The organism is Pseudomonas sp. SZ40 (assembly GCF_052958135.1).
On the sequence record NZ_JBQWIF010000025.1, the window covers coordinates 37,642 to 57,113 of the forward strand.

Annotated in this window: 19 protein-coding genes and 1 pseudogene; 12 read left to right on the forward strand and 8 right to left on the reverse strand. The window is 63.1% G+C overall.

Features of this window, described 5'->3' with window-relative positions:
* Positions 1 to 32: 32 nt before the first annotated feature.
* Together puuE and ACT9T4_RS18530 are read left to right on the forward strand one after the other, a co-directional pair.
* Positions 33 to 956 carry an allantoinase PuuE gene (gene puuE / locus ACT9T4_RS18525; RefSeq protein ID WP_499118361.1) on the forward strand — a complete coding sequence of 308 codons (924 nt, stop codon included), beginning with the start codon at positions 33 to 35 and terminating at the stop codon, positions 954 to 956.
* Between the two features lie 176 nt (positions 957 to 1,132).
* Positions 1,133 to 1,636, forward strand: coding sequence for a GNAT family N-acetyltransferase (locus tag ACT9T4_RS18530; protein WP_179539467.1), 504 nt, complete (start codon positions 1,133 to 1,135; stop codon positions 1,634 to 1,636).
* An 8-nt stretch (positions 1,637 to 1,644) separates the two neighbouring features.
* On the opposite strand, the gene ACT9T4_RS18535 is transcribed toward ACT9T4_RS18530, so the two are convergent.
* Positions 1,645 to 2,655 carry a GntR family transcriptional regulator gene (locus ACT9T4_RS18535; protein ID WP_042553486.1) on the reverse strand — a complete coding sequence of 337 codons (1,011 nt, stop codon included), beginning with the start codon at positions 2,653 to 2,655 and terminating at the stop codon, positions 1,645 to 1,647.
* Between the two features lie 269 nt (positions 2,656 to 2,924).
* On the opposite strand from ACT9T4_RS18535, the gene ACT9T4_RS18540 reads away from it, so the two are divergent.
* From ACT9T4_RS18540 to ACT9T4_RS18580, 9 genes are all read left to right on the forward strand, one after another.
* Entirely contained in the window at positions 2,925 to 4,277 is a 1,353-nt protein-coding gene (locus tag ACT9T4_RS18540; protein ID WP_499118363.1) for an amidase, read from the forward strand.
* Between the two features lie 73 nt (positions 4,278 to 4,350).
* Entirely contained in the window at positions 4,351 to 5,232 is an 882-nt protein-coding gene (locus ACT9T4_RS18545) for a polysaccharide deacetylase family protein (RefSeq protein WP_499118365.1), read from the forward strand.
* A gap of 27 nt (positions 5,233 to 5,259) precedes the next feature.
* Positions 5,260 to 6,618: an MFS transporter gene (locus ACT9T4_RS18550; protein WP_499118367.1), complete on the forward strand. Its 1,359-nt coding sequence runs from the start codon at positions 5,260 to 5,262 to the stop codon at positions 6,616 to 6,618.
* A gap of 17 nt (positions 6,619 to 6,635) precedes the next feature.
* A complete protein-coding gene (locus tag ACT9T4_RS18555) occupies positions 6,636 to 7,397 on the forward strand; it encodes an SDR family NAD(P)-dependent oxidoreductase (RefSeq protein WP_042553482.1) in 762 nt (253 codons plus the stop codon).
* Positions 7,398 to 7,618: 221 nt separating this feature from the next.
* Positions 7,619 to 8,368: an SDR family NAD(P)-dependent oxidoreductase gene (locus ACT9T4_RS18560; RefSeq protein WP_042553481.1), complete on the forward strand. Its 750-nt coding sequence runs from the start codon at positions 7,619 to 7,621 to the stop codon at positions 8,366 to 8,368.
* Between the two features lies 1 nt (position 8,369).
* Complete coding sequence (locus ACT9T4_RS18565) at positions 8,370 to 8,669, forward strand: hypothetical protein (protein WP_042553480.1); 300 nt, start codon at positions 8,370 to 8,372, stop codon at positions 8,667 to 8,669.
* Complete coding sequence (locus tag ACT9T4_RS18570; RefSeq protein ID WP_042553479.1) at positions 8,666 to 9,655, forward strand: CobW family GTP-binding protein; 990 nt, start codon at positions 8,666 to 8,668, stop codon at positions 9,653 to 9,655. The genes ACT9T4_RS18565 and ACT9T4_RS18570 overlap by 4 nt, the downstream gene beginning before the upstream one ends.
* A complete protein-coding gene (locus ACT9T4_RS18575; protein WP_499118371.1) occupies positions 9,652 to 10,824 on the forward strand; it encodes an ABC transporter substrate-binding protein in 1,173 nt (390 codons plus the stop codon). The genes ACT9T4_RS18570 and ACT9T4_RS18575 overlap by 4 nt, the downstream gene beginning before the upstream one ends.
* Positions 10,825 to 10,920: 96 nt before the next feature.
* Positions 10,921 to 11,451 carry a DUF3617 domain-containing protein gene (locus ACT9T4_RS18580; protein ID WP_052493780.1) on the forward strand — a complete coding sequence of 177 codons (531 nt, stop codon included), beginning with the start codon at positions 10,921 to 10,923 and terminating at the stop codon, positions 11,449 to 11,451.
* 139 nt (positions 11,452 to 11,590) lie between these two features.
* On the opposite strand, the gene ACT9T4_RS18585 is transcribed toward ACT9T4_RS18580, so the two are convergent.
* The 3 genes and pseudogenes from ACT9T4_RS18585 to ACT9T4_RS18595 form a co-directional block, all read right to left on the reverse strand.
* On the reverse strand, positions 11,591 to 12,001 hold the full coding sequence (locus ACT9T4_RS18585) for a hypothetical protein (RefSeq protein ID WP_042553477.1): 411 nt from the start codon (positions 11,999 to 12,001) through the stop codon (positions 11,591 to 11,593).
* Positions 12,002 to 12,141: 140 nt separating this feature from the next.
* Positions 12,142 to 12,615: an SMI1/KNR4 family protein gene (locus ACT9T4_RS18590; protein ID WP_042553476.1), complete on the reverse strand. Its 474-nt coding sequence runs from the start codon at positions 12,613 to 12,615 to the stop codon at positions 12,142 to 12,144.
* Between the two features lie 59 nt (positions 12,616 to 12,674).
* Positions 12,675 to 12,767, reverse strand: a pseudogene (locus ACT9T4_RS18595) (HNH endonuclease); the annotation flags it as partial.
* Positions 12,768 to 13,048: 281 nt separating this feature from the next.
* Between ACT9T4_RS18595 and ACT9T4_RS18600 the strand changes: the two are divergent.
* Positions 13,049 to 13,294 carry a hypothetical protein gene (locus ACT9T4_RS18600; RefSeq protein WP_499118373.1) on the forward strand — a complete coding sequence of 82 codons (246 nt, stop codon included), beginning with the start codon at positions 13,049 to 13,051 and terminating at the stop codon, positions 13,292 to 13,294.
* Positions 13,295 to 13,680: 386 nt separating this feature from the next.
* Here ACT9T4_RS18600 and cls read toward each other — a convergent pair whose 3' ends face one another.
* From cls to ACT9T4_RS18620, 4 genes are all read right to left on the reverse strand, one after another.
* On the reverse strand, positions 13,681 to 15,120 hold the full coding sequence (cls, locus tag ACT9T4_RS18605) for a cardiolipin synthase (protein WP_499118375.1): 1,440 nt from the start codon (positions 15,118 to 15,120) through the stop codon (positions 13,681 to 13,683).
* 172 nt (positions 15,121 to 15,292) lie between these two features.
* Positions 15,293 to 16,687, reverse strand: a complete 1,395-nt coding sequence (locus ACT9T4_RS18610) for a purine-cytosine permease family protein (protein ID WP_179539485.1) — start codon at positions 16,685 to 16,687, stop codon at positions 15,293 to 15,295.
* A gap of 272 nt (positions 16,688 to 16,959) precedes the next feature.
* A complete protein-coding gene (locus tag ACT9T4_RS18615) occupies positions 16,960 to 18,003 on the reverse strand; it encodes an LLM class flavin-dependent oxidoreductase (RefSeq protein WP_042553448.1) in 1,044 nt (347 codons plus the stop codon).
* A 149-nt stretch (positions 18,004 to 18,152) separates the two neighbouring features.
* Complete coding sequence (locus tag ACT9T4_RS18620) at positions 18,153 to 19,163, reverse strand: ABC transporter substrate-binding protein (RefSeq protein ID WP_042553447.1); 1,011 nt, start codon at positions 19,161 to 19,163, stop codon at positions 18,153 to 18,155.
* Between the last annotated feature and the right edge of the window lie 309 nt (positions 19,164 to 19,472).

A 19,472-nucleotide genomic window follows, 5' to 3' on the forward strand; every position in this document is an offset into this window, starting at 1 on the left:
TCTATCACCTCTAAAGCAGCCTAAGGAAGAACATGACTCCACATTATCCCCGCGACCTGCGCGGATACGCAGGCAACCCGCCTCAGGCAAAATGGCCGGGAAATGCGCGAATCGCCGTCCAGTTCGTCCTCAATATCGAGGAGGGCAGTGAAAGTTGTGTGCTGCATGGGGATCCGCAGAGCGAGACGTTTCTTTCCGAGATCGTCGGTGCGCAGAGCTTTGCCGATCGGCATATGAGCATGGAGTCGATGTACGAATACGGCTCCCGTGCCGGTGTGTGGCGCATCCTCGATGAGTTCCAACGCCGCCAACTGCCGCTTACCGCCTTTGCCGTCGCCATGGCCCTGGAGCGTTGCCCGGACATCACCCAGGCGTTGGTCGCACGCAACCACGAAATCGCCAGTCACGGCTGGCGTTGGTTGCATTACCAGAACACTCCGGCCGATCTGGAGCGCGAACACCTCGAGCGCGCGGTCGAGCTGATCACCCGCCTTACCGGCGCCGCACCGCTCGGCTGGTATACCGGTAGAGACAGCCCCAACACGCGGCGCCTGGTGGTCGAGCATGGCGGCTTTCTCTACGACAGCGATTATTACGGCGACGACCTGCCGCTATGGAGCACCGTAGGAACTCGCGACGGTACCCGTCAGCCTCACCTGATCGTGCCTTATACGCTCGACGCCAATGACATGCGCTTCTCGAGCCCGGGCGGATTCAACAGTGGTGACCAGTTCTTCGCCTACCTGAGAGATACTTTCGACGTGCTCTACGCCGAGGGCGAAACGGCGCCGAAAATGATGTCGATCGGTCTGCACGCACGGCTGATCGGTCGCCCTGGGCGTTTCCGGGCGTTGCAACGCTTCCTCGATCATATCGAAGCCCATGATCGTGTCTGGGTGGCGCGTCGAGTCGACATCGCCCGGCACTGGGTTGAGCATCATCCTTACCAAGCGTAGAAACGCACTGCTTCGCCAGGGCGGTTGGCTGGGTATTTCGAAAGACGCCTGCAGCAGATAGGAATCAGGGTATCGGGAGCTGCCGAACCTGAGCGGATTGCCGAATCCATCGAAGATCATTAGCCTGCGCTTTTTGCCGGGGCCGGGTGGTCCTGACCAACACGATGGATCACGGTATGAGCGAGCAGGTCGAAAACATCACCTATTACCTGGAGATGCACAGCCCCGAACAGGTGCGCGCCAAGCCCATGCCTGACGACCTGCAGGTGGTCGAGTGCCGCATCAAGCAGTTCCAGCTCAACCGCTTTCTCTACCAGTTGGTGGGCGGGCCCTGGGAGTGGACGGACAAGCTGTCCTGGTCGGATGCGCAGTGGCGCGAGCTGGTCGAGACTGACACTCATCGTACTTGGGTGGCCTACCACCAAGGCGCTATCGCCGGTTACTACGAGTTGCAGCGTGACGCCGACGGCTCGGTGGAGATTCTCTATTTCGGTCTCGCCGAAGCGTTTTTCGGTCAGGGTTTCGGCGGCCCGCTGCTGACCCACGCGCTGCAATCCGCCTGGGCCTGGCCCGGTACCCGGCGAGTCTGGGTGCACACCTGCACCTTCGATCACCCCAGCGCCCTGGCCAACTATCAGGCCCGTGGGTTGCAGCTGTATCGCCAGGAAGTCGAAGGCTGAGGGGCGTTTCAGCTCAAGCGGATCAGATAACTCGGTAGTGCCGGCTCCGGTAATACCGACAGCACCTTGAGGCGTTGCAGGGTGCGCTCGCGGGCGCAGCTCAGGTGATGGCGCAGGGCGTTGGCGGCGCGGTCGATATCCTTGGCCAGCAGCGCCTCGATCACCTGATGGTGTTCGTCGAGCATCGCTTCGTCCAGGCTTCTGCGCAAGGCGCCGTGGAGGATGCGGCCGATGTTCATCTGGCTCTGGCATTGGCGTATCAGCGAAGCCATCTTTTGATTGCGCAGGCCGGCCAGGCACTCGACGTGCAGGTCGTGTTCGATGCGTTCGATGGTGGCGCGCTCGGCGCCGTTGCTGGCCTGGCGGGCGCGCTCGATGCGCTCGAGCATGCCGTGCAGTGCATCTTGGCTCAGACCTGGAGCGCTCTGCCTCAGCGCCTGCGGTTCGAGCAGGCCGCGCAGTTCGTAGTCGTCGATCACCGATTGCGCCGTGAGCGGGCCGGCCAGCCATTGCGAGTAGGGTTCCTTTTCCACCAGGCCACGATCGCGCAGGCGCATCAGCGCTTCGCGGACCACGCTGCGACTGACGTTCAGGTGCTCGGCCGCCAGTTGCTCGTCCAGCCGGTAGTGACCGAAGACCATGAAGGTGCCAACGCTGGCGGCGAGGTCTTCATAAGCACGTTCACCCAATGGTCGTACGTCGATCAGTTCATCTTCCGTTTCCAGGCCCAATAGCTGGCGTGTCAGCGGTGTGCGCAGCGGTTCGACGGCTGCGTCGTGCGGGTTGACCAGATAGCCGCGGCCTTCGAAACGGCAGATCAGGCCTTCGTCATGCAGCAGGTTAAGCGCCTGCCGTACCGGTACGCGGCTGGTGCCGAACAGCTGCGCCAGCGGGGCTTCGACCAGCACCAGGCCAGGGGCTGCACGTCCCTGAGTGATGGAGGCGCGCAGGGTGTCGCGGATCATTTCGTAGCGCGAGACCGCAAGGGATTCTTCCTGAGGGGCGCTTGCTGCGGGCATACCGGGTTTCCGGGGACGAGTACGAGGTGACGATTCTCTCACAGGTTCAGCCCTCCCGATTACCTCGATGGCGGTGCTCCAAAAGGAAGCATCTTGGAACCCAGCGTTACTTTTTTGCACAAAAATGGATCTTTTAAATTTATATCCATTATTTGTTTTGGCAACCTTCGGTCCCGCGCTTGACGGGCTCTTGAAGTGTTTTTGAAAGATTGGCATGAAGGCTGCTTTTGTAAACGTACTTTTTTGTATATGTACGTTTTGAGGTTTCCATGCCCGGTCCATCCCGCGCTCTCGAACTCGCCCAGGCTTATGCTGCGGGCTCGACCGACCCCGTCGAGGTGCTCGAGGCCGCGTTGGCGAAAGCTGCCGAGCTGCCGGCGGCATTCATCTCGCTGAGCGCCGAGCGTGGCCGTCGCGAAGCGCTGGCGTCACGGTCACGCTGGCGGGCCGGGCAAGCGCTGTCGGTGTTGGACGGTGTGCCCTTCGCCTGGAAGGATTTGTTCGATGTGGCCGGCAGCGTGACCACCGCCGGCTCGGCGACCCGCCGCGAGCTGGCGCCAGCCACCGCTGACGCTGCCCTGGTTGGCGCGCTGACCAGGGCTGGCCTGGTCAATCTGGGCAAGACCAACCTCAGTGAGTTCGCTTATTCCGGGCTCGGCCTCAATCCGCATTTCGGTACGCCGATCAACCCATTCAGCGGGCACGAGCCCCGTGTTCCCGGTGGCTCGTCGAGTGGTTCTGCGGTTGCCGTGGCCGCGGGTGTGGTGCCGCTGGCGATGGGCACCGACACGGCAGGGTCGATTCGTGTCCCGGCGGCTTTCAACGGCTTGGTCGGTTACCGCAGCAGCCGACGCCGTTACGCCTTCGACGGTGTATTTCCCCTGGCTCGCTCTCTGGATGCCCTTGGCCCACTGGCGCGCACTGTCGAGGACGTCGTGGCAGTGGACAGCCTGCTGCGTGGTGGCCCGGTGTCGCGTCGCTCAACCGCGTGTTCATTGTTTGGCGTGCGTGTGTACGTCGACCCGGCCTGGGTCGACGATTCGCGCGTACAGCCAGCGGTCAGGCAGAACCTGGAGCGCGCGCTGGAGCGCTTGGCCTGCGCCGGTGCTGTGGTTGAACGCAAACCCATCAAGGCCATGCGCGAGGCGCTGGCGATGATCGAGCGCGGCGACTGGGTCGGTTCCGCAGAGGCCTTTGCCCTGCACGAGAGCCTGCTCGACAGCGCCGACGCCAAGCGTCTCGACCCGCGCGTGCGCAAGCGGCTCGAAGGGGCGCGCTCGATCCCGGCCAGCCACCAGATACGCCTTTACCAACAGGGTGAAAGCCTGCGCAGGCAACTCGTCGATGAGCTGGATGGAGCCTTCGTGATCACGCCGACCGTCGCTCATGTGGCCCCGCTGCTGGCGCCTCTGGAAGCCGACGAGGCGTTGTTCGTTGCCACCAACCTGGCCACTCTGCGCCTGACCATGCCCGGCAGCCTGCTCGACATGCCCGCGGTTGCCTTGCCTAGCGGTGTCGATGAGCACGGCTTGCCCACCAGCCTGCTGCTTGCAGCGCCCAGCGCCGCGGACGACCTGTTGCTGCGTGCGGCGCTGGCTGTCGAGGCTGCCTTGCTGCCCTGAATTCGCTTGGGCGAGCAGCGGGGCCCGGCCCGCTTGCACGTCGCTCACCGATCCGGGCCAAGAGGATTCAACGATGGCAAAAGAAATATTCGTCTCCATCGGCGTTGACGTGGATGCGGTCGCCGGCTGGCTCGGCTCCTACGGCGGTGAGGATTCCCCGGACGACATCTCCCGTGGCTTGTTCGCAGGTGAAGTGGGGGCACCGCGCCTGCTCAAACTGTTCGAGAAGTACGGTTTGCGTACCACCTGGTTCATTCCCGGTCATTCGGTCGAAACCTTTCCCGAGCAGATGAAGGCGGTGGCCGATGCAGGCCATGAGATCGGCATCCACGGTTACAGCCACGAAAATCCGATCGCCATGACGGCGGAGCAGGAGGAGATCGTTCTCGACAAGTCCATCGAGCTGATCACGGCACTGGCCGGCAAGCGTCCTACCGGGTACGTCGCGCCCTGGTGGGAATTCAGCAACGTGACCAACGAGCTGCTGCTCAAGAAAGGCATCAAGTACGACCATAGCCTGATGCACAACGACTTCCATCCCTACTACGTGAGGGTTGGCGATCGCTGGACCAAGATCGACTACAGCCAGCATCCGGATACCTGGATGAAGCCGCTGGTGCGTGGTGAGGAAACCTGCCTGGTGGAGATTCCGGCCAACTGGTACCTCGATGACCTGCCGCCAATGATGTTCATCAAGAAGGCGCCGAACAGCCATGGCTTCGTCAACCCGCGTCATCTCGAGGAGATGTGGCGCGACCAGTTCGACTGGGTCTACCGCGAGCACGACTACGCGGTGTTCCCGATCACCATCCACCCCGACGTGTCCGGTCGTCCGCAGGTGCTGTTGATGCTCGAGCGCCTTATCGAGCACATCAAAGGCCATGAAGGTGTGCACTTCGTGACCATGGACGAAATCGCCGATGACTTCCTGCGTCGCCAGCCGCACAAGCGCTGACGCCTAGCCCCTGATGAGTATGCCGACATGACAACAACGCATGCCGCAACACCGACCCACGTCAAACAATCCTGCACCTGGAAACCGGTGCAGCTCTCGTCCAGAGATGTCACCTATTCGACCTGGATCGCTTTCTTCGCCTGGGTTTTCGCAGTCTATGACTTCATCCTGTTCGGCACGTTGTTGCCGGTCATGGGCGGGCACTTCAACTGGAGCGAGGCCGAGCAGGCCAAGATAGCCACCTGGGTCGCTCTGGGCGGCGCCATCGTCGCTTTCGGGATCGGCCCGCTGGTCGACCGCATCGGTCGCCGTGGCGGCATCATGGTCACGATTGGCGGAACGGCGATTTGCTCGGCGCTGACCGCCGTCTGCGCCGGCATGGGCAAGGTGCCGTTGATTCTGGTGCGCTCGGTGGCGGGCCTGGGTTATGCCGAGGAAGCCGTCAACGCCACTTACCTGACCGAAGTGTATGCCGCGTCCACTGATCCGAAGCTGATCAAGCGCCGTGGTTTCATCTACAGCCTGGTGCAAAGTGGCTGGCCGGTCGGTGCGCTGATCGCTGCCGGACTCACCGCCCTGCTGCTGCCGCATATCGGCTGGCAGGGTTGTTTCGTGTTTGCCGCGATACCGGCATTCGTCATCGCCGTGCTGGCTTACAAGCTCAAGGAGAGCCCGCAGTTTCAGGTGCATCAGCGTATTTCCCAGCTTCGCAAGGCTGGCCAGGATGCCGATGCCCGTGCTCTGGCCCGTGAATATGACGTGGACTACGAGGAGCATGCCAAGGCTGGCGTGGCGGCTGCGTTTCGCGGTGCCGCGCTGCGCCCGACCCTGGTGCTGAGCCTGGCGATCCTGCTCAACTGGTCGGCGATTCAGGTGTTCAGCGTGCTGGGTACCTCGGTGATCGTCAGCGTGCACAAGCTGTCGTTCGAGAACTCGCTGGTGATCCTGGTGCTGTCCAATCTGGTCGGCTTCATCGGCTATCTGTTTCACGGCTGGCTGGGTGATCGCTTCGGACGCCGCAACACCGTGGCGCTGGGCTGGATGTGCGGTGGTGTCGCCTTCTTCGCCATGGTTCAGGCGCCCAGCGACCTGGCGACCGTCATCGCGTTGTACAGCCTCGGCCTGTTCTTCCTGACCGGTCCGTACTCGGCCATGCTGTTCTTCATGGGCGAAAGCTTCCCCACCAGCATTCGCGCGACCGGCGGCGCCATCGTTCATGCCATGGGCCCGATTGGCGCGATCCTCGCCGGCCTCGGCATTACCGGGGTGCTGACCAGCGGCGGTGAATGGCACAGCGCGGCTCTGTGGTTCGGTGCCCTGCCGTGTTTCCTGTCCGGTGTGGTGATGCTGGCCGCGCGTCACGTCGAACCGAACAGCGTCAAATGACCGAGGAGGCTCTTCCCATGACTCTACCCGTTGCCATGATCACCGGTGCCGCCAGCGGTATCGGTCAGGCTCTGGCCGTGGCGTATGCCAGAAGCGGCGTGCGTGTGGCCGGTGGCTATTTCGCCGGCGATCCCCATGACCCTGCCGAGACCCTGCGGCTGGTCGAGGGCGCAGGTGGCGAGTGCATCATGCTCGCTGCCGACGTTACCGACAGCGCCTCGCTGGACGCGCTGGCCGCTGCCGCCGTCGAGCGGTTCGGCCGTCTCGACTATGCGGTGGCCAATGCCGGCCTGCTGCGCCGCGCACCGCTGCTGGAAATGACCGACGAGCGCTGGAACGAGATGCTCGACGTCGACCTGACCGGGGTCATGCGTACCTTCCGCAGCGCCGCACGCTACATCGGTGAAGGGGGCGCGCTGGTGGCGATTTCCTCCATCGCCGGCGGCGTCTACGGCTGGCAGGATCACTCCCATTATGCCGCCGCCAAGGCCGGCGTACCCGGCCTGTGCCGCTCGCTGGCGGTGGAGCTGGCGCCGCAGGGTATCCGCTGCAACGCGGTGATTCCCGGGCTGATCGAAACGCCGCAATCGCTCGACGCGAAAAACTCCCTCGGCCCGGAGGGGCTGGCCCAGGCGGCCAAGGCCATCCCGCTGGGTCGGGTGGGGCGCGCCAGTGAAGTGGCCGATCTGGTGCGTTACCTGACCAGTGCCCAGGCCAGCTACATCACCGGGCAGAGCATCATCGTCGACGGCGGCCTGACGGTGCGTTGGCCGGATTGACGGCTATAAGGCGAAAGCGGTGATCGGTGCAGTACCTGTGGGAGCGGGCCATGCCCGCGACTTTTTCGCGGGCATGGCCCGCTCCCACAGAATGTAGACCGAGCGTCTACTCCCACCATTCAGCTGTAGCGTGGGCTTCAGCCCACCAAATCGAAGGTCCGCTATCGCCTTACTCCAACCCATTCCACCGAGACGGCAACGAACTCCGATAAGGACAGACCATGAAACAGCTACAAGACCGTCGCGCCGTGATCACCGGCGCCGCCAGTGGCATCGGCGCGGCCATTGCCCATGCCTATGCCGATGCAGGCGCCCGCCTGGTGCTCTGCGACCGCGATGCCGCCCGCCTGGCGATCACCGCCCGTGAGTGCCGCGAGCGCGGGGCCGAGGTGGTGCAAAGCGTGGCCGACGTCGGCAGCCGCGAAGGTGCCCAGGCCGGTGTCGATGCCTGCGTGAAGGCCTTCGCCGGTATCGATATTCTGGTCAACAACGCCGGCATGCTGACCCAGGCACCCTGCGTCGAGCTGACCCAGGAAATGTGGGACGACATGCTGCGCGTCGACCTCACCAGCGTGTTCATTGCCAGCCAGCGCGCTTTGCCGCACATGCTCGCCCAGCAGTGGGGGCGGATCATCAACGTCGCCTCGCAACTGGGCATCAAGGGCGGCGCCGAGCTGACCCATTACGCCGCAGCCAAGGCCGGCGTGATCGGCTTCAGCAAGTCCCTGGCCCTCGAGGTCAGTAAGGACAACGTGCTGGTCAATGCCATCGCTCCCGGCCCCATCGAGACGCCACTGGTCGATGGCATCAGTCAGGACTGGAAGACCGCCAAGGCCAGAGAATTGCCCCTTGGCCGTTTCGGCAAGGCCAGTGAGGTTGCGCCTGTCGCCGTGCTGCTGGCTTCGGAGCCGGGTGGCAACCTGTTCGTCGGCCAGACCCTCGGGCCGAACTCCGGCGATGTGATGCCCTGACATGTGCGGACTCTGCGGCCTGCTCGGCGAAGAGCTGCACTGGAGCGATCCGCTCGGCGATACCCTGCCTCGGCGCCGCGAGCGGCTGCGTCGGATCGCGGCGATCAATCAGGTGCTGGCGCCATTCCGCCTCACCGTCAGCGACGTACAGGGTGCATCCTATCTGGTGCAGGGGGCGACCGGCCGCCAGGAACTGGCCAGCGGCCTCGACCAGCTCTGGCTGCAGGCCGAAGCGATCCTCGGCCGACCACTGGATCCGCTCGACCCACGGGTGCTCGATCATCTGGAGGCACAGCCATGAGCCTGCCAATCAACGTCGTCACCGGCTTTCTCGGCAGCGGCAAGACCACGTTGCTCAAGCGCCTGTTGGCCGACGAGGAACTCGGTGACACTGCGCTGCTGATCAACGAGTTCGGCGAAGTCGGTATCGATAATCTGCTGGTCGAGGAGGTCGCCCCGGGAACCGTGTTGCTACCCAGCGGCTGTGTCTGTTGTTCGGTACGTGGCGATCTCAAGCAGGCGCTACTGGATCTGCACGGCAAACGCAGTCGTGGCGAGGTTCCGGCCTTTCGCCGGGTGCTGCTGGAAACCACCGGGCTGGCCGACCCGGCGCCGATCCTGGCCACCCTGCAACGTGATCCGCAAATGCGTGGCCGCTTCCATCTCGGTCTGCTGGTAACGGTGGTCGATGCGCAGCATGCCGAGCTGCAGGAGCGCCTGCACCCCGAGTGGCTTGGTCAGGTCACCGCTGCCGACCGCCTGCTGCTGAGCAAGACCGATCTGGTTGCAGCAGAGGTCGTCGACCCGCTGCGCTGCAGACTGCTGGCGCTCAATCCATCAGCATCCCTGGCCCTGACCGCTGACATCGTCAGTGGTGACGAACTGCTGCTCGGCGAGGGGCTCAAGGGGCGCGACCCGGATGCCGAGGTGGCGCGCTGGCAACTGTTCGCACCGCTCGGCAGCAGCCGCCACGGTAGCGCCGAGGTGTGCTGCCTGGAGTTCGATGGCGCGCTGGACTGGATCGCCTTCGGGGTCTGGCTGTCCATGCTGCTAAGATGCCACGGCGAACGCATACTCCGAGTCAAAGGCATCCTCGACGTGATCGATTCTCCGCAGCCCATCGTCATCCATGGCGTGCAGCATTGTCTGCATGCGCCGGTCCATCTCAACGCCTGGCCAGGTGGTGTGCGCCGCTCGCGCCTGGTGTTCATCGTCCGCGAGCTGGACACCCTGACGCTGCGCCGTTCGTTCAATGCCTTCCTCGCCCGGCTCGGGCGCGCCGCATGATCACCCTGCGCGTACTCGGCACCTCCGTGACCTTGCTCGAACCGATCCGGCAGCGCGCCGAGCAGGAGCTTGGCATTCGCCTGGAATATCAGTTGCACGACACCCAGACCGTGCAACGCATCGCGGTGATGCAGCCGGAGAGCTACGACCTCTATGACCAGTGGTTTCACAACGTCGACTTCGTGTGGCCTGCGCGGGCAATTCAGCCTATCGACACGCGGCGGGTGGCGCTCTGGGAAGAGATCAACGACCTGGCGAAGAAAGGTCGCCTGCACCCGGACGATCGGCTGGCCAGCGGCAGCCTGCCGTGCGACCGACTGTTCGTGCAGCCCGACGGCAACCTGGGCAGTGCGCCGACCGACCACATCAGCATGTTGCCGCTGACCCACAACGCCGACAGTTTCGCCTATCTGCCCGCGCACCTGCCCAAGGCCCTGGCTGGCAACGAGGAGAGCTGGGCCTGGCTGGTCGACGAAGGCTGGTGCGGGCATATCGCCCTGCAGAACGATGCCGCCATCGGTGCCCTCGATGCGGCACTGGCGCTTCAGGCCGGAGGCCTGGCGCACTTCGAGAATATCGGCAACCTGCGCCTCGGCGAAATCGACCGCCTCGCCGAGCGGCTGATCGAGAAGCAGCGTCACGGCCACTTCGCGGCGTTCTGGTCGGATGATCGTGAGGCCAGCGAACTGATGCTCGGCCCCAACGTGCATGTGCAGAGCCTGTGGTCGCCGACCCTGATGCAATTGCATCGCGCCGGCGTGCAGTACCGTCTGGCTGCGCCCAAGGAGGGCTATCGCGCCTGGTTCGGCGGCCTCTCGCTGTCGCGTTGCGTCGAGGGCAAGGTCAAGGACGCTGCCTACGCCTACCTCAACTGGTGGCTGGCCGGCTGGCCTGGCGCGCTGATGGCCAGGCAGGGGTTCTACATCTCCAATCCGCCCCGCGCCCGTGACCATATGTCCGCTGCCGAATGGGACTACTGGTACGACGGCAAGCCTGCCGCAGAGCAGCTTCTGGGCAGTGACGGGCTGCCATTGATCGAGCCCGGCGAAGTGCGGGAAGGCGGCACCTACGCTCAGCGCATGGGGCATATCGGCGTATGGAACGCGGTCATGGACGAGCACAACTATCTGGTGCGGCGGTGGAGCGACTTCTTGCGTGCAGGGCGCTGAAGCGCTGACGTGATGCGACAATCAGCGGCGACATCTCGCCGGGGCTGCTGTCCTAGTTGGAGCGAGCCAAGTCGCGGTCACTGAACGGAGTCTTACATGCCGATGCCTAGTTTGAAGTTCCTGCCACTCTGCCTGCTGGCGCTGCCGCTCATGGCGACAGCCCAGCAGCAGATTCAGCCCGGCCTCTGGGAAATCACCTCGAAGAACATGCAACTGGGTGGCAAAGCGCTGCCGAGCAGCGACGTGATGCTGCAGCAGTTCAAGAACCTGCCCCAGGCGCAGCGCGAGATGATGGAGCGGGCGATGGCCCAGCAGGGTATCCAGTTGGGCGACAAGGGCGTGCAGTACTGCATCAGCCAGGCGCAGATCGATGCCCAGAACATCCCTCTGCAGGATCCCAACTGCCGCCAGCAGATCACCTCGCGCGACAACGATCGCTGGGTGTTCAACTTCACCTGTCCGCAGGGCCAGGGGCAGGGCGAGGCGCATTTCCTCGACGACAAGTCCTTCAGCTCCAAAGTCAGCGGCGAGTTCGACAGCGGTGCCGGTCGTCAGCAGGGCAGCATGGAGTCTGACGCCCGCTGGGTGTCGGCCGATTGTGGTGCGCTGAAGCCGCGTCAGCCTTGAGGTTGCATCAGCCTGCCGTCGATGTGGATCGGCTCTGAGTGCCATGCTCGAGGGCGCTCCCTCTGGCCTGGGCTTGGCCGAAGTTGCTGCTCAGCCGGTGTTCGCCAGCAGGATGAGGAAGCGGCTCGCTAGGGCGCGGTCATGTGCCTGGCTTCTGTCTCGGCAGCGCATAGAGCGCCATCAGAAACGACGTCACTGCGCCCAGGCAGAAGTTGCCGACATGATGGGTTTCCATCGGCAGCACCTCACCCCATACGAGTGCGCCCGTACCACCAGCCAGGCAAACGATCAGCATGTGCAGAACGCATCGGTGAAGCTGGAAGTATGCGTAAAGCATTGCCAGGCCGAACGCTGGGATTCCATAGAAAAACAGGCTCGTTACGGCTGAAAGAATGCCGAACCAGAACGTACCCACCACGGTTTCCACGACGCTCATGCTGGTGGTTCGGGCCATCAATTCAAGCGTGCAGAAATACCCAAATATGAACACGCCCACCAGCGCCGGGCAGAGGGTGAAGGATGTCACTATGCGTTTGACCGGGTACCACACAGCCTATCCCTGTAATGAACACGCAGCAGGTGAATTGGAACGCTCTGGTAAGGGATTTCTCAGGGAAAGACCGCGGCCATTCGAGAAAACCTAATCGGCCTTTTCCTGAATATGCAGTATGCAGGACGTGTATGTATTGCTCAGTCTTCATACAACCGATCAAGCAGTGCCGCGAACGTGGAGGCAACAGGTGAGACCTCTTCCTCGCTACCGGGCACTCCCTCGTGGTGCCAAATCACAACCGGCGGTTCTTCACTGGGTGGACACTCTCGATAGTCAAAGCACAGCGCATCACCGTTGCCCAGCGCCGAAAAAATCACCAGGCCCGGCACTAACCCCTCGGGTGGCAATCGTAGCTTGATCTCCATCGTCTCCGTGCAGCCCTCGATATCGCCAAAAGCCAGGAACATACCCGTTCCGGATTCCACCTCTTCTCCGTGCAGGCGACTGAAGTACCTGAAATAGGGTCTATCGACGATAAAGGCACCATTGAAACGCTTGACGACGTCCTTGTAGCTGTTAGGAAAAGGTCTGCCCAACTGCTGTTCGACTGCAGCGATAGCAGCGGAATTACCGTCACCGTAGTAAGAGTCGAACTCGACCGATGTGCTCATTTCATTGCCCCTTGCTCATGGATTCCCAGCCGACATGCCTTGCGCCACTATGAATGGCCTCAGGTACTAAGTTGTATCCCGCCCGTATCCTGGTGATGATGCCATGTGTAACCCGGAATCTTGTCCATCCCACCGCGAATCGCGTTGATCTGCTCGCTACTGACTGCCCAGTGCTTACATTACCCGCGCCTATCGGCGCCCTCGGGTTTCTGGTGGCCATCCGCAACTGGCGTTCATAGCTGGCGTTGCGGAAGGCGTCGATTTCCAAGCGAGTATCGAACTTGGCGAAGTCGCAGAAGATCGGCAAGCCTTTTGTGTCGAACACTACCAATGTTGATGCTGCTCTCCTCGTACCGGGCCTCGTTCTTGATGTCGCGGGTGGTAAGCGTCCCGGTACTCTGCGTGTGCGGCCACCGCCTGCGCGGATGCCGGATTGTTCGACAACGCTGGCGTATTCGGAGTCGATATCGGTCTTGCCGAAGTTGCCGGAATGGAGCTGGCGTCGAAGCAGGAGGGGCGCGCTGCCTGCATCCACCCGCGTGTTGGCATGGGCGGTGTCTTCGCCATCTTTCACCGATTGCCCGTCACCCTGAAGAAGCCGTTCTGGCTGCCGAGCGAGAAGCCGGTGCCGACGCTCGCGCTGCTGCCACGGCTATCGCTTTCCTGCTGGGCAGAGTGATGTCGCGTCCTGCCTGAAGATAGGCCTGCTCGGCCAGGGCTTGGTCGACCGTATCGCGGATGGTCGTGGTGGCGCTGGAGAACATTCCGCTCTTGCCCTTGAACTTGTGCGCCTCGTCGGCGAGCTGGTGTTCTCGGCTTCGGTGAGATTGATGTCTTGGCCAGCGCTGAGCTGCAGCTCGCCGGTGGTCTGGACGGCGGAGCCTAGCTCGGTACGACTGGCTTCGTTACGCCAGCTGTTGCTGTTCCGGGCAATGGATTGCTGTCGCTCCTCCGCCAGCGTACCGCCGCGGAGGCTGGGGAGGGGTGGAGGTGCCGTTCGTCGGGCTGGATGGTGGGGCTGTGATGCTGCTCACTTTCCGGCCTGGGCCTTCAGGGGGCGCGATCTCAAAGGATCGGCGAGATCAGCCGCGCCACGCGCATGCCCAGTTGCTGGAGGCGATGCACGTCGCGGCGGTCGGCGCCGACCAGTTCGCGGGACTGGCTGAAGTCGGTTTCCAGCATGGCCTCGACCTGGCGTGCGAACTCCGTATCGACCGTCACCAGAGTGATCTCGAAGTTGAGGCGGAAGGATCGGTTGTCCAGGTTGGCGCTGCCGACCACGCCGATGTCCTGATCGATCAGCGCGACTTTCTGGTGCAGAAAACCCGGCAGGTAGCGGAAGATCCTCACCCCGGCGCGCAGCGCTTCCAGGGCGAACAGGCTGGACGCTGCGTAGACGATGCGGTGATCCGGCCGCGATGGCAGCAGGATGCGCACATCCACGCCACGCAGTACCGCCAGGCGCAGCGCGGCGAACAGCGCTTCGTCGGGAATGAAATAGGGGCTGGTCAGCCAGATGCGTTCGCGGGCTGCGTTGAGCATTTCCACGAACAGCAGCGAGCAGGTTTCCTGGGCGTCCGCCGGGCCGCTGGTAATCACCTGGCAGAGCATGCCTTCGTCCGGGTAGCGTTCCGGCAGCAGCAGCGGCGGCAGTTTGCGGGTCGCCCAGAACCAGTCTTCGGCGAAGGATTCCTGTAGGCAGGCCACGGCCGGGCCGTGTACTTCCACGTGGGTGTCACGCCATGGCGACAGGCTCGGCTTCTCGCCGAGATACTCGTCGCCAACGTTATGGCCGCCCAGGAAGCCGCGCTCGCCATCGACCACGACGATCTTGCGGTGGTTACGGAAATTCAACTGGAAGCGATTGAACAGACCACCACCGGTGGGAAATGCGTGCATGAACACGCCACCTTCGCGCAGCCGTTTGATATAGCGGCGTGGAAGGGCATGGCTGCCCACCGCGTCAAAGAGGAAGTGCACCTGCACGCCGGCAGCGGCGCGCTCGAGCAGAACGTCCTGCAGGCGACGACCAAGCTTGTCGTCGTGGACGATGAAGAACTGGATGAGGATTACCTGACGCGCTTCGGCCAGTGCCTGGAAGATTGCCTCGAAGGTCGCGTGGCCATCGATCAGCAGGCTGACCTGATTATTCGCCAGGCAGGGCATGCGACCCAGTCGCGGCAAGGCGCGGAGCTGGCCGTAGGCTTCCGACTCACCGGCGGCGATGGCTTCCTCGACCCAGGGTCGCCAGTCGAGGGCGGCCATGGCCTTGTGCATCTGCTTGTCCACCTGACGGCGGGCTTCGATGTAGGCGTAAAAACGGCTGCGCCCGAAAACCACGTAGGGCAGCAGCGTCAGGTAAGGCATGAAGAACAGCGACAACGCCCAGGCGATGGCGCCCTGAGCGGTACGTACGGTAAGGATCGCGTGCACGGCAGCTATCGCCCCGAGGCCGTGAATCGCCGCGATCAGATAGCCGAAGAAATGCTGTATGCCGAATTCCATTGCCGTTCGCTTGTTGGCTGCTGTGCCAGCATAGACCACGGTACTGCTGGGACGTCACCGATAGATGCGGGTGTTTCGCGTCAAACCCTTGCGACTGCTAGGCGCTATAGCAACCGCGGGAGCTTGCTGATGAAAACCCCGCCGCTGAGGGCGGGGTCTATGATGCCTGCTGTCAGGCGCGCGACAGGGTGGATATCTGCTTGCGCCGGTACACCGTGTCGCGACGTGACAGCAGCAGGTACAGCGGCAGGGTAACGACGATCGCCACCAGCCAGGACAGGTCGGCGCCATCGAGCTTGCTGGCCATCGGCCCGGTGTAGATCGGCGTGACCGCGAACGGCAGCTGCACCAGGATGCCCACGGCGTAGGCGCTCACCGCGTTGGGGTTGAAGCGCCCGTAGATGCCGCCAGTGGCGTCGAACAGTGAAGGGATGTGGTAGCGCTGTTTCTGCACCAGGTAGAAGTCGGCGAGATTGATCACCGCCCAGGGCACCAGCACGATCATCATCGCCAGGATCAGCTGCATGAAGCGCGAGATGAAGTCCGCAGGCGCGCTGACCGCGACCACGCAGCAGGCCACCAGCAAAATTGCCGAAAGCGCTACCCGGGCCTGACGGCTGGGTGCCCAGTCGGCGGCGAAGGTTTGTACCGAGGTGATCAGTGCCAATACCGCACCGTACAGGTTCAGGGCGTTGTGGCTGATGATGCTGAGGATGAACAGCACCATGAGTACCGGGCCGAATACCCCGGTGCTCTGCTTGACCGCGTCCATGGTATCGGTGTCCGCGCTCACCGACAGCGCCACCAGTGTGCCGAACACGAAGCACAGCGAGGTACCGAGAACGGCGCCTGTATAGGTGGCGATGAAGGGTTTCCAGATACCCACGTTTTTCGGCAGGTAGCGCGAGTAGTCCGAGGTGTAGGGCGCGAAGGAGATCTGCCAGATGGCGCCCAGCGAGGCCATCGCCAGCCAGCCGGCGAGGTTGAAGCCGCCACGGCTGGCGAAATCCGCTGGCAGGCCGTTGGCGAACAGCGCGATGAACCCGGCGAGCAGGCCGATACCCATTACCCAGGTGCCGATGCGGTTGAGGGTGTGGATGAAGTTGTAGCCCAGGATGCCGATCAGCGTTGCGGCGCAGGCACCGATCAGCACCGCGGCAGGCAGCGGCAGATCCGGCGCCACGGTATGGATCGACTTGCCGGCCAGCACGCAGTTGGAGATGAAAAAACCGATGTACAGCACCGCGGCGATCACCACCACCAGCAGGGCGCCGTAACGGCCGAACTGGCCGCGGCTCTGCAACATCTGCGGCAAGCCCATTTGCGGGCCCTGCGCCGAAGCCAGACCGAGCACGATGCCGCCGAGCAGGTGGCCGACCAGAATGGCGCAGATCGCCCAGCCAAGGCTGAGGTGGAACACCTGCACGGCCATGGCGCCGGTGACGATGGGCAGCGGCGCGATATTGGTGCTGAACCAGAGGGTGAACAGATCACGGACACGGCCGTGACGATCGGCATCGGCGACCTGGCCAACGCTGTTGCTTTCGATGAGCTCTTGCTGGGACATGGACTGCTCTCCTGCGCAAATTGGCGACGGCACGCTGCTCCGCGTGAACGGGGCAGAGCCGGAGGGGATGCGTGGGTGGTTGCGGCTGAGCGGGTCAGCTGCGCCTGTCGCGGGAGAGCCCGCAGACGGGGGAGAACGGGCAGGGGTAGAGCAGCAAGGTTGTGCGGGACACCATGGGAAAACCTACTTCTTGTCTTTATTCGGATAGGGTTTTGCGTCTCGCCGCAAGGGCGAAGGCCGCCGCCCGGCATGGCCGGGCAGCGGTTGCGGGCTCAGCGGAAGGCTGGCACCACGTGCTGGATGAACAGCTCCAGGGACTTTTTCTTCTCGGCGTGGGGCAGGCTGTTGTCAGCCCAGAAGCTGAATTCGTCGACGCCCAGCTCCTGGTAGTGACGAATGCGCGCGATGATTTCCTCGGGCGTACCGATCATGGTGTTCTTGCGGATGTTCTCCAGCTCGAACTCCGGGCGCTCCTTGAATTTCTCTTCGGGGCTCGGCTCAAGCAGGCCGTCGACCGGGGTGATCTTGTTGCCGAACCAGGCATCGAAGGTGCGGTAGAAGCGCGAGATCGCAGCGGCACCGACCTTCCAGCCCTCGGGGTCGTCTGCCAGGTGTACGTGGGTGTGGCGCAACACCATCAGCTGTGGGCGTGGCACGTCCGGGTTGTTGGCCAGGGCGGCATTGAACTTGTTGTTCAGGTCGACCACTTCCTCGTCGCCCTTCATCAATGGCGTGACCATCACGTTGCAGCCATTGGCGACTGCGAAATTGTGCGAGTCCGGATCACGTGCGGCGATCCACACCGGCGGAAGTGGTTGCTGCAGCGGCTTGGGCGACGAGGTGCTGGTAGGGAATTTCCAGATTTCGCCGTCGTGGGCGTAGTCACCTTTCCACAGTGCCTTGACCACCGGCACCATCTCGCGCAGGTACTTGCCGCCATCACTGGCGGGCATGCCACCGGCCATGCGATCGAATTCGTACTGATAGGCACCGCGGGCCAGACCGACTTCCATGCGGCCGTTGCTGATCACGTCGAGCAGGGCGCATTCGCCTGCTACGCGGATCGGGTTCCAGAACGGCGCGATGATGGTGCCGGCACCCAGACGGATAGTGCTGGTACGGGCAGCCAGGTAGGCCAGAATCGGCATCGGGCTCGGCGAAATGGTGTATTCCATGGCGTGATGCTCGCCAACCCACACGGTGCTGAAACCACCAGCTTCGGCCAGCAGGGTCAGCTCGGTCAGTTGCTCGAAGAGCTCGCGGTGGCCGACTTCCTGGTCGTAGCGTTCCATGTGGACGAACAAAGAGAATTTCATGTCGCTTTCCTCGATTTTTATAAAGCCCGGTGCGTTTGAGGCGCTGTCGGGGCTGGCCGCCGTGCAGGATCACGAGGCTTATGGTTCATGGTATACCATAATATAAAATACTTTGGCGAGTGGCAGGCGACCAGTGTTATCGAAAAGCGTCAGTGGTTGGCGGCTTGCCAGGCGCTCCAGCGTTGCGCGATGCGCTCGCCGTTGAGGCTCCAGTATTTGAAATCCAGCGTGATCTGCCCGGTTTTGTGGGCACCGGGCTGGTTCTCCGCCAGCTTGGGGTCCACCAATGCCGAGGCGCCGAGATTGACCGGCGCATAACCGGTCAGCGAGGAAAAGTCGGCCTGGGGTTTCGGGCTGGTGGCATGGGCGATGAAGGTGCGCGCTGCTGCGACATTGCGCGAACCCCGGGGTATCACCAGAAAGTCACCGGCCACCAGATTCTGCTGCCAGCTCATGCCCACCGGGGCGCCCTGATCGTGTAGCGCATTGACCCGGCCGTTCCAGAACATGCCCAGGCTGGCGGTCCCGGAGGCGAGCAACTGCTGTGATTCGTCACCACTGCCCCACCAGGCGATATCGCCCTTGATGCTGTCGAGCTTCCTGAAGGCGCGATCCAGATCCAGCGGGTACAGCTTGTCGGCGGCTACCCCGTCGGCGAGCAGGGCTATCTCCAGCACACCTGGGCTCGGCCACTTGTAGAGCGCGCGTTTGCCCGGAAAGGTACTCGTGTCGAACAGTGCCGCCCAGCTCTGCGGCGCCTCGCGCAGGGCCTGGGTGTTGTAGCCGAGGATGAAGGAAAAATAGAACGAGCCGGCGCCGTAGATGGTGACGAAGCGCGGGTCGATGGTGCGCTTGGCGATCTGCTTGAAATCCAGAGGTTCGAGCAGCCCTTCCCGGCCGGCCCGCAGGGCGAAATCCGCCTCCACATCGACCACGTCCCAGGTCACCTGGCCACTCTCCACCATGGCCTTGAAAGCGGCATAGTCGGTGGGCCCGGCCTGCTCGACACGGATGCCGGTCTGCTGGGTGAAGGGTTCGCTCCAGGCGCGGGTCTGCGCTGCCTGGGTGGTGCCACCCCAACTGACGAAGGTGATGCTCTGCTCGGCATGAGCGGTCGACAACAGCTGCAACCCCAGCAGCATGGCCAGCACTGTACGCATGGAAATCCCTCCCGAACGATAAAGACGCCCTGGCTGCCGACCCGGCGAACCTGCCGTGGCCACGCGCCGTACTGGCGTATTGCAAAATGCGCTCCAGAATGGCGGAGGCGCTGCAGCGGGCGGCGGCAGTGCTATCCGCCCGTTACGCTGGTATTGCGTGGGAAAAGCAGTACCACTTGCCTGGGCGGGTGTAACGGTTGAGAGGCTTTCAGCGATCCAGTGTGGGAGCGGGCGGGGACGCCTAGTCCATGCCCGCTCCCACAGGTTTTGGCGTTGACTATGCCGACTGCTTTACCAAGACATATCGCA